This is a genomic window from Mycolicibacter sp. MU0102, from assembly GCF_963378105.1.
GTDB classification, from domain to species: domain Bacteria; phylum Actinomycetota; class Actinomycetes; order Mycobacteriales; family Mycobacteriaceae; genus Mycobacterium; species Mycobacterium holstebronense.
Genome location: NZ_OY726398.1, coordinates 2,132,887 through 2,147,099, shown reverse-complemented (window position 1 = coordinate 2,147,099; position 14,213 = coordinate 2,132,887). Strand labels below are relative to the sequence as shown.

General features: G+C 67.3%; 14 protein-coding genes and 1 riboswitch. Of the genes, 1 reads left to right on the top strand and 13 read right to left on the bottom strand.

What is annotated here, in order from left to right; translation table 11 throughout:
• The first annotated feature begins 85 nt into the window (after window positions 1-85).
• The gene (locus RCP37_RS09925) at window positions 86-2,020 is read left to right on the top strand and encodes an ABC transporter ATP-binding protein/permease (protein ID WP_308486676.1); all 1,935 of its coding nucleotides are present in this window, start codon (window positions 86-88) and stop codon (window positions 2,018-2,020) included.
• A gap of 3 nt (window positions 2,021-2,023) precedes the next feature.
• On the opposite strand, the gene RCP37_RS09920 is transcribed toward RCP37_RS09925, so the two are convergent.
• The 13 genes from RCP37_RS09920 to RCP37_RS09860 form a co-directional block, all read right to left on the bottom strand.
• Window positions 2,024-3,475, bottom strand: coding sequence for an FAD-binding protein (locus RCP37_RS09920; protein WP_308486675.1), 1,452 nt, complete (start codon window positions 3,473-3,475; stop codon window positions 2,024-2,026).
• A gap of 52 nt (window positions 3,476-3,527) precedes the next feature.
• A complete protein-coding gene (locus RCP37_RS09915) occupies window positions 3,528-4,028 on the bottom strand; it encodes a VOC family protein (protein ID WP_308486674.1) in 501 nt (166 codons plus the stop codon).
• Window positions 4,025-4,699, bottom strand: coding sequence for an Rv1815 family serine proteinase (locus RCP37_RS09910; RefSeq protein ID WP_373693141.1), 675 nt, complete (start codon window positions 4,697-4,699; stop codon window positions 4,025-4,027). The genes RCP37_RS09915 and RCP37_RS09910 overlap by 4 nt, the downstream gene beginning before the upstream one ends.
• Window positions 4,700-4,815: 116 nt before the next feature.
• The gene (locus RCP37_RS09905; protein WP_024442753.1) at window positions 4,816-5,367 is read right to left on the bottom strand and encodes a LysM peptidoglycan-binding domain-containing protein; all 552 of its coding nucleotides are present in this window, start codon (window positions 5,365-5,367) and stop codon (window positions 4,816-4,818) included.
• A 121-nt stretch (window positions 5,368-5,488) separates the two neighbouring features.
• Window positions 5,489-6,412 (bottom strand): sterol desaturase family protein, encoded by a 924-nt coding sequence (locus RCP37_RS09900; RefSeq protein WP_308486673.1) that lies wholly within the window; start codon window positions 6,410-6,412, stop codon window positions 5,489-5,491.
• Window positions 6,413-6,450: 38 nt separating this feature from the next.
• Window positions 6,451-7,161 carry an MgtC/SapB family protein gene (locus tag RCP37_RS09895; RefSeq protein ID WP_308486672.1) on the bottom strand — a complete coding sequence of 237 codons (711 nt, stop codon included), beginning with the start codon at window positions 7,159-7,161 and terminating at the stop codon, window positions 6,451-6,453.
• A 21-nt stretch (window positions 7,162-7,182) separates the two neighbouring features.
• Window positions 7,183-8,397 (bottom strand): PPE family protein, encoded by a 1,215-nt coding sequence (locus tag RCP37_RS09890; protein WP_308486671.1) that lies wholly within the window; start codon window positions 8,395-8,397, stop codon window positions 7,183-7,185.
• A gap of 438 nt (window positions 8,398-8,835) precedes the next feature.
• Window positions 8,836-9,021, bottom strand: a riboswitch (M-box (ykoK) riboswitch).
• Between the two features lie 136 nt (window positions 9,022-9,157).
• Window positions 9,158-10,510, bottom strand: a complete 1,353-nt coding sequence (locus RCP37_RS09885) for a PPE family protein (protein WP_308486670.1) — start codon at window positions 10,508-10,510, stop codon at window positions 9,158-9,160.
• 5 nt (window positions 10,511-10,515) lie between these two features.
• Window positions 10,516-11,793 carry a PPE family protein gene (locus RCP37_RS09880; RefSeq protein WP_308486669.1) on the bottom strand — a complete coding sequence of 426 codons (1,278 nt, stop codon included), beginning with the start codon at window positions 11,791-11,793 and terminating at the stop codon, window positions 10,516-10,518.
• Window positions 11,794-11,805: 12 nt separating this feature from the next.
• Window positions 11,806-13,011 (bottom strand): PPE family protein, encoded by a 1,206-nt coding sequence (locus tag RCP37_RS09875; protein ID WP_308486668.1) that lies wholly within the window; start codon window positions 13,009-13,011, stop codon window positions 11,806-11,808.
• 88 nt (window positions 13,012-13,099) lie between these two features.
• Entirely contained in the window at window positions 13,100-13,384 is a 285-nt protein-coding gene (locus RCP37_RS09870) for a WXG100 family type VII secretion target (protein ID WP_047317298.1), read from the bottom strand.
• A 14-nt stretch (window positions 13,385-13,398) separates the two neighbouring features.
• Entirely contained in the window at window positions 13,399-13,692 is a 294-nt protein-coding gene (locus tag RCP37_RS09865) for a WXG100 family type VII secretion target (RefSeq protein ID WP_308486664.1), read from the bottom strand.
• Between the two features lie 52 nt (window positions 13,693-13,744).
• Window positions 13,745-14,044: a PE family protein gene (locus RCP37_RS09860; protein WP_046286641.1), complete on the bottom strand. Its 300-nt coding sequence runs from the start codon at window positions 14,042-14,044 to the stop codon at window positions 13,745-13,747.
• Window positions 14,045-14,213: the final 169 nt, after the last annotated feature.

The window sequence follows — 14,213 nt, the reverse complement described above, 5'->3', positions numbered from 1 at the left end:
CCGCGCCGCGCTACGCGGTAGGTTTCGCACGGGATTTTTGATCTACCGGCCGGCACGTCGATTCGGCGGTGAAGGAGATGTGGCAGTGGACTCGAAGGTGTTCAAGCCGTCCATCGACTGGGCGCATGCCCTGCCCGATTCTCTGGTGTGGATCGCGCTGGCCTGGACCATCAGCGCGGTCAGCGTGCTGGCCGTGGCGGCCCTGCTGCGGGTCAGCACCCGATGGGGACGCCAGTTCTGGGAGATCAGCGGCGCCTACTTCACCGGGCGGGACAGCCTCCGGGTCTGGCTGATGCTGGGTGTGCTGCTGCTGTCGGTGATCACCGCGGTCCGGCTCAACGTGCTGTTCAGCTTCCAGGGCAACGACATGTATTCGTCGCTGCAGACCGCCTTCCAAGGCGCCGCCGGGGGCGACGAGGCCATCAAAGCGTCGGGCGTACATGGATTCTGGATGTCGATCGGCATCTTCAGCCTGATGGCCGTGCTGCACGTGGCGCGGGTGATGCTCGACATCTATCTGACCCAGCACTTCATGGTGAATTGGCGCATCTGGCTCACCGAGCGACTGACCGGGGACTGGTTGGACGGGCGGGCCTACTACCGGGCCCACTTCGTCAAGACACCGCTGGACCCCGCTGTCGGCGAAGCCATCGAAGGCGCGATCGACAACCCCGACCAGCGTATTCAGCAGGACATCGACATCTTCACCGCGGGCAATGGCGCCAACGTCAACGCCCCGGCCAACGGCACCGGCAGCACGCTGTTGTTCGGCGCCGTGCAGTCCATGGTCACGGTGGTGTCGTTCACCGCCATCCTGTGGAACCTGTCGGGCACGCTGACCGTGTTCGGGCTCGACATTCCGCGGGCGATGTTCTTGATCGTCCTGGTCTACGTGGCCATCGCGACCATCGTCGCGTTCTGGATCGGCCGGCCCCTGATCCGGTTGAGCTTCCGCAATGAGCTCACCAACGCCGCCTTCCGGTATGCGCTGGTGCGGGTGCGCGACGCCGCCGAGTCGGTGGCGTTCTATCGGGGCGAGCTGGCCGAGCGGGTCCAGCTGCGGACGCGGTTCCGCGCGATCATCGCCAACTATCTGAAGTTCGTGAACCGGACCATCGGGTTCTCGGGCTGGAACCTGTCGGTGAGCCAGGCGATCGTGCCGTTGCCCTGGGTGATTCAGGCGCCGCGGCTGTTCTCCGGACAGATCATGTTCGGAGGGGTGGCGCAGACCGCGTCGGCGTTCGGCAACATCTCGGACTCCCTGTCGTTCTTCCGCAACGCCTACGACAACTTCGCCGGCTACCGTGCCTCGATCATTCGTCTGCACGGGCTGGTGGAAGCCAACCGCGAGGCCCGGGACCTTCCCGAGCTGCTGGTCAAGCCCAGCCCGGACGGCACGGTGGCCCTCGAGGGCGTCGAGGTGCGCACCCCCGAGGGCGTCCCGCTGATCGAGGCGCTCGACGTGCAGCTGAGCATCGGTGACGCGCTGATGATCGCCGGACCGTCCGGCAGCGGCAAGACGACACTGCTGCGCAGCCTGGCCCAGTTGTGGCCGTACGCGTCGGGAACCCTGCGGCGCCCCGATGCGGTCAACGCCACGATGTTCATCTCGCAGCTGCCCTACATCCCACTGGGTGATCTGCGCGCGGTGGTGTCCTACCCGCTGGAGGTCGGCGAGGTCGCCGACGCGGAGATCACCGAGGCGTTGACGAAGGTGTCACTGCCTAACTTGGTCGACCGGCTCGACGACGTCGAGGATTGGGCCAAGGTGCTCTCGCCCGGTGAGCAGCAGCGGGTGGCGTTCGCCCGGCTCCTGTTGACGCGCCCCAGGGCTGCGTTCCTCGACGAGTCGACGTCGGCGCTCGACGAAGGACTGGAGTTGACGCTGTATCGGCTGCTGCGCTCCGAGCTGCCCGACACCATCCTGGTCAGCGTGAGCCACCGGCACACGGTGCGCCAGCACCACAAGCACGTGCTGGAGCTGCGCGGCCAGGGCCGCTGGGACCTCAGTCCGGTCTAGCCGCTAGCGAGCCGCCGCGTGCGCCCCGGCGCGGCGCCCGAAGAACGAGCCCTCCCCCAACTGGGTGCCGCTGGCATAGCCCTTGCCGTCCTGGGCGATGTTGGCCGCGCAGGCCCCGGCGGCGTAGAGGCCCGGGATCGGCTGGCCGTCACTGCGCAACACTTCGCCGTCCACCGAGGTCGCCAGCCCGCCGATGGTGAATCCGGCGTACACGGCCTTGCCCAGCGTCAGGTCGAACGCGCCCCACGGTCCGGTGTCCTGCGCCGTCAGGAACGGCGGCTGCTTGTGGAAGTCGGGGTCCTGTCCCTGTGCCGCGTACGTGTTGTAGCGGTCCAGGGTCGCCACCAGGTTTCCTTCCGGAATGCCCAGTGCGGCTTCCATTTCCGGTACGGTCTCCCATCCGTCGATCAGCGGAACCAAGGGCACCTGCGGCTTGCGCATGTGGGCCTCGTCGACGATCAGGAAGGCCGCGCTGTCGGGCTGGTCCATGACGAATCCCGACGTGCGCGAGTGGTAGGAGTCCTCGGCGACAAAGCGCTTGCCCTCTTTGTTGACGATGATGCCGGTCAGCAGGATCGAGGGCGGGTAGACCGGTGCGGTGATGAATATCTGGTCCATGTGCTTGGTGGCGCCGCCTGCCGACATCCCCATCCGGATGCCCAGTCCGTCGTCGTAGGTGTTGCCCAGCACGAACGGCTTCTCGGCCAGCTTCGGCGTGTACTGGGCGACCATCTCCGGGTTCATCACGAAGCCACCGGCGGCAATCACCACCGACTTCGCTTTGATCACACCGCTTTCGGTGAAGTGCTTCCACGTGACACCCACGACGGCACCGGAGGCGTCGGTGACCAGCCCGGTGGCGCCGGTTTCGTAGCGGATCGTCACCCCGAGGTCGTCGGCCCGCTTGAGCAGCAGGTCGATTGCCATCTTGGCGCCCTGGGTGTCACCGGGCACCGGAACCTTGTGCCCGCGCGGCGCCGGAACGGCCTCGTTCAGGAACGGCCACACCTTCTCGTTGCCGGTGAACATCAGCCCCTCGGTGTTGGGCTGGATCACCGCCTTCTCCGGGTAGTAACTGCGCTCAAACGCAATTCCAAGGTCTTCAAGCCAGTTGAAGTGCTCGACGCTGCCGTCACAGTAGGCCCGGATCTTGTCATGCTCGGGTTCGCGCGACACCGCGACGAGGTACTTGTACATCTCGTCCGCCGTGTCGGCATGCCCGGTGGCCTGCTGGACCGCGGTGCCGCCGCCGAGATAGAAGTGGCCGCCTGCCATGGCGGTGGTGCCGCCGGCCTCGGCGGCCCGCTCCAGCACCAGGACCCGGGCCCCGGCTGCCGCCGCCGTGACGGCCGCGCAGCCGCCACCGATGCCGAAGCCGATCACCACGACGTCGAACTCGTCGGACCACTCCGAAACCGTTTCGGCACTGGTGGTGTCCGGGATCTGGGTGCTCATTGCCGCCACTCCTCTATGTCGCCGGCGCTGGACATCGGCGCCGCTGCGGTGGTTACCGCTGCTCCTGTTTGATGTAGTCAAACACCGCTCGGATCTCGGCTGGGATGTAGGCGATCTCCAGGTAGGGGATGCCGGCTTCCGGAGCTGAGACGTACGCGAATTGCATGCCGCCGGGCATCACGCCCCGGGCAACCACCTGGGCGTCCTGCTCGGCGGTGTCGTTCAGCATAACGTCGAAATTTTCGGGGTCCTCGGCCTCGATGCAGACATGGTGCAGGCCCGGCCCGTGGGCACGGAGGAAGTCGTCGTAGAGGCTGCGTCCACGTACCGGTGCGATCAGCTCCAACTGCATGTCACCGACGTAGCTCAGCGCGATGTCGGCGACGAAATCAGCCGGCTCGCCCAGGTAGCTGCAAGTGTCCGGGGCGAAGTGCACGCCGGGCATACGGATCCATTTGCGCACGCCGAGCAACGCGGTCAGCGTGGACTCGGTGGCATCGAGATCGCCTGTGACCCAGGCGATCTGGTTGGGCGGGCGAGGCGGCGGGGTCACGACAGCGGGGTCGGCACGCCGACGTCTTCGCGGACCTGCTGCGAGATCGCCGGCCACGAAACCGCGGCGGGGAATTCGCCCCAGACACTGTTGAACAGCCCGACGATTCGGGCCGGACCAGAGCCGCCCGGCGCATACACCGGGCCGCCGGAGTCACCCTGCTGACTGCGAACGCTGCGCGTCATCGTGAACCATCCGTTGTTGACCCGTTCGACGGTGCCGCAGGTTTCTCCGGTGACGATGCCGAAGTGGCAGACCGGATCACCGGGTTTCAGCTCAATGTCCGGGCCGGCCTGCAGCCGCAGACCCCCCGGTAGGACATCGTTGACGTCGACATCGTCGGCCAGCACGATCGACTCGTAGTCGGCAATCACCTGGTCGGTGTTGACGGTCGAACCATTAGGCGTGTTGTCGCGAAAGGTCGCCAGCCTGCCGATGACTGCCCCGCCACGGTCGGTGACGGTACCGCTCCCCCGGCAATGGCCGGCGGTAAAGGCAATCCGCATCACCGGGTCGACGTAGCCGAGCGTGCAGACGTGGGTGTCCTGGCGGATCTCCATCCCCGGGAACACCAGCACCCCGTCAGCCCGGGCCGGAAAGACCGTCGGCCCAGCAACTGTCGCACCGATCCCCAGCAGCACCGCCAGCACCCGCGCAACGAGCCTGCGCAACCGTCGACTCCTATCGTTGAGGGCCGGTTTCGGTCCGGCCGGACCAAGCCACCATGGCGCAGCGCGGCGGCCCGGCCCCAAGGGATCCGGGCCGCCGCGGCGGCGTTGCGCGGCGATCAGGGGATCGTCAGCTCCTGACCGGGGTGGATCAGGTCGGGGTTGGCGATACCGCTGGCCTCCGCGATCTGCGGGTACTTGTTACCGTCACCGTAGAACCGCTCGGCGATGGCGAACAGGGTGTCACCGGCGACCACGGTGTAGGTGCGTGCCGCGGGTGCGGCCTCCTCCACGGGAGCCGGAGCCTCTTCGGCCTTGGGCTCCTCCGGCGGCGGAGCGTCGGTCTCGGTCTTGGTGGACCAGGCCGCGCCGTCGGCGGCGTAGAGCACCAAGTTGCGGTCGTCCTGCAGAACCAGCTTGACGTCCTTCTTGCCCTTGGTGTCGGTGTGCCAAATCGGCTTGTCGGCGGTGTACAGGACGAAGTTTCCGTCCGCCTGCACCTCGGCGCGCACCACATCGTTGCCGTTGGTGCCCGAGGCCCAGATCGCTTTGCCCCGCGCCGCCAACACCAGGTTGCCGTCCTCCTGCAGCGTCAGGGTGTAAGCCCCGTTGTTGGAGGTCAGTGACTCGCCCTTGACGAGCTTCTTACCTGCAGTGAGGGTGTCTCCCAAGCTCTGTGCCACGTTGTCCCCTTCATCATCGGCACGCCGCGACCTGACTCGCCGGGCGTTGTCGCTCGGATGCGACGTTAGTCAGCCTAGGCGAACACCCGCCGGTGTGCCCCGCATTACGTCACGGCAGTCTCGGCTGCTGGGCGACGGCCACCGCCGGCGCGACAGGTTGCCAGCCGGGCGGTCCGAAGATGTAACCCCACCGGTCGCGCCACCGAGTCGCACTGCGCACATCGGCGATGATCGAGGCGTACTCGTGGAATTGCAGGGTCACGATGTTGAAGGTGTCGACCGGCTTGGTCAGCCCATAATGCGGGCGAAACCGCTCCGGGGCGAAGCTGCCGAACATCCGGTCCCAGATGATGAGGATCCCGCCGTAGTTGCGGTCCAGATACTCCGGATCCATGCCGTGGTGCACCCGGTGATGCGACGGAGTGTTGAAGATGAACTCGACTGGCCGCGGCAGCTTGTCGATCCGTTCGGTGTGCACCCAGAACTGGTAGATCAGGCTCACCGAGAAGCTGGCGAACACCATCCACGGCGGAACACCCAACAGCGGCAAGGGAATCCACATCAAGATCTCGCCGCTGTTGTTCCACTTCTGGCGCAGTGCGGTGGCGAAGTTGAAGTAGCGGCTGGAGTGGTGCGCCTGATGAGTCGCCCAGATCAATCGGATCCGATGCGCGATGCGGTGGTAGGTGTAATAGAGCAGGTCCACACCGACGAGTGCGATCACCCAGGTGTACCAGCGCGTGGGCGACAGATGCCACGGCGCCACATAGGTATAGATCGCCGCGTAGCCTAGCAGCGCGATGAACTTCCACGCGGCGGTGGTGGCCATGGACACCAGGCCCATCGAGATGCTCGCCCAGGCGTCCTCGGTGCGGTACGCACCGGCGGGTACGCGCTCTGATTCAAACTGTTCAAGTCTGCGTGCGGCGAACCATTCCAGGCTCAGCAGCAGCAGGAAAAAAGGCACGGCGAATATAACCGGGTCGCGCATCGGCCCGGGCAACGCCGACCACACACCCGCGATCGCATCCACCGTCGTTACCTACCTCCGGAACATCAGCCTAGGCCCGATCAGTCCGATGACAGCGACGACTGATCCTCGGCGTGCCACTGCACCGCGTAGACCCCCGGCTGCAGCGACAACTCGCCCACCAGTCGCTCGAGCCGGTCCGGCGCCCGACTGTCCGAGAGCATCGACGCGGTGAGCGCAATGTTGTCCTCGCCGGCGCGAACGGTGTGAATGCCCCGCAGAATCAGGTCGTTGCTGGCGGTGTGCTGCACGATCTGGGCGCGCAGGTACTTCTCGGACTTCGGCCGGCAGATCACCTGTACCTCATACGGCGACTGCGGTTCGTCCTCCTCCACGTGCTGATCGCGGTCGATGAGCCGCCCCAGCGGCCGCAGCAGCAGATGGGTGCCGACGATCGCGCCCGTCCCGATCAGGGCGAACGTCAGGTCGCCGGCCGCCGCAAGCACGCCCACAGCGGCCGAGCACCACAGGGTGGCCGCGGTGTTCAGGCCGCGGACGTTGAACCCCTCGCGCAGGATCACCCCGCCGCCGAGGAACCCCACCCCCGACACCACGTACGACGCGACGCGGGTGGAGCTGGGTTCCACCGCGACGGCGTACAGCACGAACAGCGTCGCACCGGCGGCAACGAGTGCGTTAGTACGCAGTCCCGCCATGCGCGCACGCCACTGTCTTTCCAGCCCGATCAGTGCACCGCAGCCCAGCCCGACAGCCAGTCGCAACGTGAACTCGGCGACGCTCAGCGTCTGCATGACTTCAACGATGACACATGCCTAGCCGGCGACCACCGGCCGAGCCATCACCGTGGGCTTGAAGCCATACCGCGGGGCGGCGAAACCGTAGTTGCGGCCCTGCCCGGCGCCCGCCAGCGGCACCCCGGGCATGCCGGCCGCGCCGGCCTCCGGTGCGTGCGCAGCGACCGTCCAGCCGGTGGCGGCGACCGAGGTACCCGGAGCCGCCGTTGCCGGAACGGCGGCGGCCCACGACTGCGGTACCGACAACGCCCCGACCGACGCGGCGTGGCCCATGCTCGCCGAGGCGGCACCCAGACCACCACCCAACCCGTGCATTCCGTTGCCCAATCCGCCGCCCAGCGCTCCGAGCATCGGCGTGAACGGGTCGATGGCGCCTAAGCCCAGCGGGTCCCCGGCGGCGATGGCAGCACCACGCACCACCGCCATGTCGGCAGCGAAACTGGAGATCCCGGCCGCGGCCATCGGACTGAACGAGCTGCTCATCAGGTTGGTGGCGCCGTTCGCCACATCGCCAGGCTCCACACCCAAGAAGCTGGCGAGCCAGTCGATCAATGAAGCAGGCGCCGACGACTGGGTGGGCGACGCGAGGCTCTGCAGTGTGTTGGGCATGTTCGTAAGCGCCTGGGACGCTGCGGATTGCGCGTTTGACGTGGCCGCCGTACCGGCGGCCTGGGAGACCGCCGCCTGCTGCGTACCCTGCGCCGACGGGTCGGCGACCTCATGCGGTGCGGTGAACGGCGTGACCTTGGTCGCCGCCGCGGACGACGCCGCGTAGCCGTACATGGCACCGGCGTCCTGGGCCCACATTTGGCCGTACTGCGCCTCGGTGGCCGCGATCGCCGCAGCGTTCTGACCGAGGAAATTGGTCGCCACGAGCGCCGCGAGCTGAGACCGGTTGGCGACGATCAGCGGCGGTGCGACCGTCATCGCGTATGCCGCGTCGAACGCCGCGGCCGCCGCCTTGGCCTGCATGGCGGCCTGCTCTACCTGGGCGGCGGTGGTGCCCATCCACACCGCGTAGGGCGCTGCCGCGGCGGCCATCGCGTTGGAGGCCGGCCCCATCCAGCCTTCGCTGACGAGTCCGTTGATGACGGCCTGGTAGGCGGCTTCGGCCGAGCTCAGTTCGGCGGCCATCTTGTCCCAGGCCGCCGCGGCGGCCATCATCGGTCCCGAACCGGGGCCAGTGTAGATACGTGCTGAGTTGATTTCCGGCGGAAATGCTCCGAAGTCCATGGTAGTGCTCCTTTTTGATGGTTTTCGAGCCAAAAGTGGCTGATCTTGGGGTGCTGTGCAGGCAGGGGTCGGTGCCCGATATGCGTTGCAGCCGTAATCCGGACGGCAGGAGAAATCGGGACAGCGGTCGTGGCGACATGCCGGAGCCGCTCATGCCAAGTCGATCGCAGGCTCAACGAAATAGCCGAGCTACCAATCGATTTCAGGGCACGACGAAGCCTGGCGCCTTCCGCTATGGGAAGGTACGCCAGTCGACGAGTTCAGCGCCGGTGCGAATCAGATGGTGAAAGCAGTACCGAGATCGAAGGAGACGAACATCGATCTCGGATAGGAACTATCACTCGGACTCAATGTCGCTCTCACCTCCTCTCGGCCTGGGCACGCGCGGGTGCCTGCACGTATGCACGACGAGGTGAAGTAGCCCGGCGACAACCGAGATCCGCACCCCTCTCGTCAGAGCTTCGGCACTGCACGGCGTGTCCTGGCCTGCACAAATGTGCAAACCCGGAAGCCACTTGGGCTCAACCCTTAATCCGGGAGGAGCTGTCCTGACCCGGGGCGTCTTTCGACGTTCGGGGTCAGTGGCCTATATCCGTGCAGACGCCTCACCTAACGAGGTGCTTGCTTAACCATAGTGCACCAGTGCGCTGGCAGGGTCAATCGGCTGCGGCGAGCCGCGAACGGGCTGCCGTCCACGGGTCTGCGCCGGATGCGAAACCGGTTGTCTTCGGCCAGAAGTCGGCCAGAACTCGCACAGGCATTAACCAGGCTGGCGATCCGGTCCGGCGCGGTGCTGACCGCCCGGGTTGACGTGAACCGCATGCACGCCAGGCTGCTCGGCAAGTTCTTCGAGCAGGCTGTCGAGCCGGTCGGGATCGACGTGCCAGTGCTGTACCTCAGTGGTGCCGGCCAATTCGGTGACCAGGCGTTCCAGTCGGCTCTGCGCATGGCCGTTCATGGCCGCGGCAGGCCGACTCCGCGGAGCGGAGCCGGTGAGCGCCCGCCCGGCCAGGCCGGCCAGGCCCAGATCCCCGAACACGCCGCAGGGGATCTCGGCCGCCGCTGCCGCAGCGGCGGGCACCCCGGCTACCCCGCTCCCCTGCGCCGCGGCGGCCATCGTGGCCACCGGCGCGCTGGTCACCCAGTTCGGCGGAACGCTGAGCCTGCCGACCGCGGCCCCCGCGCCCACACGGGCCGATAGCGGTCCAGATCCGGTCGCTGGGGGCGGGACAGGCAACGCCGACGCCGCCAATGCCGAAGCCCCGGAACCGAACCCAGCCCTGCCCCCGGTGGCCGCGGCGATGTCCAGGTCGGTGTTGAGGTTGCGGGAGTACTGGATCAAGCCGTAGAGGACGGATTTGATGGCGTCGTTGAAGGGCACAATGCTCTTCGGCAGGATCAGCACGTACGAGACCAGCTGCGACAGGGTGAGTGCGCTGGGGTCGTCCGCGAGTTGCAGCGGCGCCGCCGCGGGGGCGAGTCCCTGCAACGCCTGCGGGATCGCGGCGATCAGCTGCGCGAGCTGGTCCTTCGCCCCGCCCGCGGTGGCTTCGGCCGCCGCGGCCGCCTGCCTGCCCAATCCCGTGGGATCGGTGGTGGTCGGCGGATCGGTGAACGAGCTCAAGGTGGTCGCGGCCGCCGACTGGGCCGCGTAGGCGTACATGGCCGCCGCGTCCAGCACCCACAATTGTGCGTACTCGGCTTCCAGCATCGAGATGGCCGCACTGTTCTGCCCGAATACGTTCGCAGCGATCAGTGTCACCAGTGCCTTGCGGTTCGCCGCGATCACCGGCGGAGGCACCATGGAAGCCAAAGCCTCCTCGAAGGCTGCCGCGGCCGCAGTGGCACCGGTCGCAGTCTGTTGGGCGAGCACCGCGGTCTCATCGAGCCACATCACGTACGGCGCGAGGGCGCAGGCCATCGAATTCGCGGCCGGTCCCAGCCATACCTCATCGGTCAGGCCCGTGAGCACCGACTGGTAAGCCCCAGCGGCCAAAGCGGTCTCGGATGCCAACCGCGCCCATGCCGTCGCGGCGGCGAGCATCGGTCCCGAGCCCGGCCCGGAATACAGCCGCCCGGAGTTCACCTCCGGCGGTAGCACGGCGAAATCCATCTCGGTCACCCCGGCGGCCCGCTCTGCTCATCGGTGTCGAAGTACACCTCGTGGACGCCTGGTTGCGTGGCCACCTCGCCCAGCAGACTCTTGAGCTCACCGGGTTCGACATGCCAGTGCCGCACCTCGTTGGTTCCGATGAGCTCACCGGCGCTTCGCTCGCTGCAACCGGCGGCCCGCCCACGCCGATGGCCGTCGCGCCCGGCGAAACCGGCCACCGCCACCCCGACGCCAGGGCGCGCGAGGGCCGCCGATCCTGCCGGGGCCGCCGCGCCCGCTGGCGTCGCCGGCGAAGCGGTCGCGGTCGCCGTGACCTCAGGCACCGCGTCCGCCCAGGCCTGCGGAACCGCCAATTTGCCGACCGCGCTCGCCGTTCCGCTGCTCGCAGCCACAACCGGCCGGGCGTCGCCCAGCGAGGTGGCTTCAGTCAAGTTCGGTGCCCTTGCCGCGGAACCGAATCCGGCTCGGCCTCCGGTGGCCTCGGAGATGTCGAGGTCGGTGTTGAGATTGCGCGCGTACTGGCCCATGCCGTAGAGCGCCGAGATGTTGGTGTCGTTGGCCGGCAGGATCGACCGGGCCACCGTCTCGATGTAGGACGCCGCCTGTGACACCGGGTCGGGCGCAGCCTGCGCACTTCCGGCGGTAGCTAGGCCTTGCAATGTGCGTGGTATCGCATCGAGCATCGGGGACAGCGGGGAATGGGCGCTGCCCACGGCGCCCTGCCCTATGGCAGCGCCTTGCGCGGGCGCCCCGGCCGAGTCAACGACCGCTGGCGGCGCGCTGAACGGCTTGACCTCGGTCGCGGTTGCCGAACTCGCCGCGTAGCTGTACATCGCCATCGCGTCCTGCAACCACATCTGGTGGTACTCGGCCTCGGTCTCCGCGATCGCAGTCGTGTTCTGTCCGACCACATTCGCGACGACCAGGGCCGCCAGCAGACTGCGGTTGGCGGCAATAGCCACGGGCGGCACCGTCGACGCGTGCGCCTGCTCGAAATCACCCACGGCCAGCATCAGCCGGCTCGCCGTGTCCTCCGCCGATGCCGCGGTGGCACCGAGCCACTGTGCGTACGGCGTAGCCGCGGCCGCCATCGACTGTGACGCTGGACCGAACCAGCTCTGTCCTGACAGCTCGGCAATCACGTCCTGGTAGGCCGAGGCTGCGGCGCCGAGCTCCCCTGCCAACCCACGCCATGCGCCGGCTGCCGCCAACATTGGCCCCGCCCCCGGGCCGGCGTACATCAGCGCAGAGGTCAACTCCGGTGGCAGAGACGCGAAGTCCATGCCCGGCACGGTTCAGTCCTCCGCTGACGGTGGGATCACGATGATGGTCGCTTTGCTCGGCTTGCCCGGTTTACTCGCCGCCGCCAGGCCGGTGGCCTGGCCGTCCCCGCGTCCGTTCACGCTCATGGCCCGCCCGGCCAGACCGCCGAGAGCGAGGTTGCCGGCCAACCCGCTGTCGCCTTCCGCAGCGACCGCCGCGACGGCTTGCGGGCCGGCCTCCGGAAACACCGCGGCGACGGTCTTCGCAGTCGGAGTCTGAGCGATCCAGCCCTGCGGCACCGCCAGTTGCCCGATCCAACCGCCGTTGCCCGACGCCGCCGACACCACCGGGGCGCCGGCCAGTCGGGAACTCGCGAGTGCTCCGGTTGGCAGGGCCGTTGGCCCCTCGAGCCAGGGTTTGGGTCCCATCGCCCTGTTGACTGCGGAGACCACGTTGGCCCCGTTCATCGGGAGCAGCACGCATTGGATGGCCAACAGGTACGGGATACCGCCGATCCCGAACAACGAGATCGGCGATAGCGGGCCGGCCAGGAAATCAAGGATCGTGGTCGGATCCGCCTGGGCCGACCCCGATACCGCCATGTTCTGCAGTGCCTGCGGCACCATCGAGATCAGTTGTGACAACGACGTCTGCGTCTGACCTCCGGCCACCGCCTGGGTGGCAGCCGCGGACTGGGCGGCCAGACCGGCCGGGTTGGTGGTCTGCGGCGGGGTGGGCAGCTGGGACAGCGCAGTGGCATGCGCCGAGGCGCCCGCGTAGCCGTACATGGCTCCGGCGTCCTGGGCCCACATCTCGGCGTATTCGAGCTCGGTCGCGGCGATAGCCGGGGTGTTCTGGCCCAGAATGTTGGTCGCAACCAGCGACAGCAACAGACTGCGGTTCGCCGCGATCACCGGTGGCGGGACCGTCGCGCCGAAGGCGGTGTCGTAGGCGACGGCAGCGGCCCGGGCTTGCCCGGCGGTCTGCTGGGCTTTAGCGGAAGTGCTGCCCATCCAGCTCGCGTAAGGCTGTACCGCCGCCGCCATCGATGCCGCCGTCGGTCCAGTCCAGACGGTACCGGTGAGGCTCGAGACCACCGAGGCGTATGACGACGCGGCGGTTGTCAGCTCACCGGCTAGGGCATCCCAGGCGGCGGCAGCAGCCAGCAAGGGACCGGCACCCGGGCCGGAATACATCCGGCCCGAGTTGATTTCGGGCGGTAACGCTCCAAAATCCATGCCAGTCACCTTTGGTCAGTCGACCGTCGGGTGGTTTTCCGCGTTGCTGGGGTTAGAAGGTGCTAGCGCCCCAGCGCGCTCGGGGGGCTCAGGCCCAGCTGGAGCCGACCGAAGCGTCGGTGTTGGCCATGTTGTTGCCGGCCGACTGCACCTTCTGACCGTGGCTGTTGGCCTGCTCGTAGATCACCGCGAAGTTGCGGCCCAACTGCGCCACAAACTCCTGGCACGCCACCGAACCGGCGCCACCCCAGAAGTCACCGGCGGCCAGCACATCGTGCACGATCGCCTGGTGCTCAGCCTCCAACGAAGCAGCCTGGGCACGAATCAACGCACCGTGGGCATCCACATCACCGAACTGGTAATTAATCGACATCTGCGGTTCTCCTTCTAGCTCGACAGGATCTGCTGGGAAGCAGCTTCCTGCTGCTCGTAGTGGTTAGCGTCGCGAATAAGACCGTCGCGCACACCGTGCAGCATGTTCACGATGTTGCGGAACGCGGTCTGCATCTGACCCATGGTGTCCATCGAAGTCCGCTCCGCCAGACCACCCCAGCCAGCACCGGAGATGTTCGTCGACGACGCCCACATCCGACGAGCCTCGTCCTCCACCGTCTGCGCGTGCACATCAAAACGGCCCGCCATCGAACGCATCGCGTCCGGATCAGTCATAAAACGTGCCATGCTTACCTCTCCTTGATTCTTGAAAGTTGTTGGAAATTAACGGTATTTGGAACTATCCGGCCGACGCGGCGTTAGCCGCCTCGGTCGCAGCGTAGGTGTTGGCGCTGGTGTTCAAGGTGGCCACGAACGCTTGGTGGATGGCCTCCGCCTGGGCGCTGATGGCCTGGTACATGCTGGCGTGCGCGGCGAACTGCGCAGCAGTCAGTGCCGAAACCTCGTCAGCAGCGGCCGGAACCACACCCGTGGTCGGCGTTGCCGCCGCGGCGTTCTGAGCACTGAGCGCCGAGCCGATGGCGGCCAGATTGCCCGCAGCCGCCGTTAGCGCCTCCGGTTGGGTGTTCACAAAAGTCATGGGGCTCTCCTCCAAGATTTGCCGGCCGCAAAGGACCGACGCTCACGACGCTACGCCGAACAGTGGCCCCCAGACGACGTCGTATCGGAGCGTGCTCAATGCAGCGTGGTTCAAGTGACAGAAACGGTGCCGGAGCCGGATCGGGACCAAAGGTTCGCCGATTCCGGGC

Coding starts and splice junctions, on each gene's coding strand:
- RCP37_RS09885 (WP_308486670.1), bottom strand. CDS start 10,510: ATGGATTTCGCCGTGCTACCGCCGGAGGTGAACTCCGGGCGGCTGTAT.
- RCP37_RS09865 (WP_308486664.1), bottom strand. CDS start 13,692: ATGGCACGTTTTATGACTGATCCGGACGCGATGCGTTCGATGGCGGGC.
- RCP37_RS09860 (WP_046286641.1), bottom strand. CDS start 14,044: ATGACTTTTGTGAACACCCAACCGGAGGCGCTAACGGCGGCTGCGGGC.
- RCP37_RS09875 (WP_308486668.1), bottom strand. CDS start 13,011: ATGGATTTTGGAGCGTTACCGCCCGAAATCAACTCGGGCCGGATGTAT.
- RCP37_RS09880 (WP_308486669.1), bottom strand. CDS start 11,793: ATGGACTTCGCGTCTCTGCCACCGGAGTTGACCTCTGCGCTGATGTAC.
- RCP37_RS09920 (WP_308486675.1), bottom strand. CDS start 3,475: ATGAGCACCCAGATCCCGGACACCACCAGTGCCGAAACGGTTTCGGAG.
- RCP37_RS09890 (WP_308486671.1), bottom strand. CDS start 8,397: ATGGACTTCGGAGCATTTCCGCCGGAAATCAACTCAGCACGTATCTAC.
- RCP37_RS09870 (WP_047317298.1), bottom strand. CDS start 13,384: ATGTCGATTAATTACCAGTTCGGTGATGTGGATGCCCACGGTGCGTTG.
- RCP37_RS09895 (WP_308486672.1), bottom strand. CDS start 7,161: ATGCAGACGCTGAGCGTCGCCGAGTTCACGTTGCGACTGGCTGTCGGG.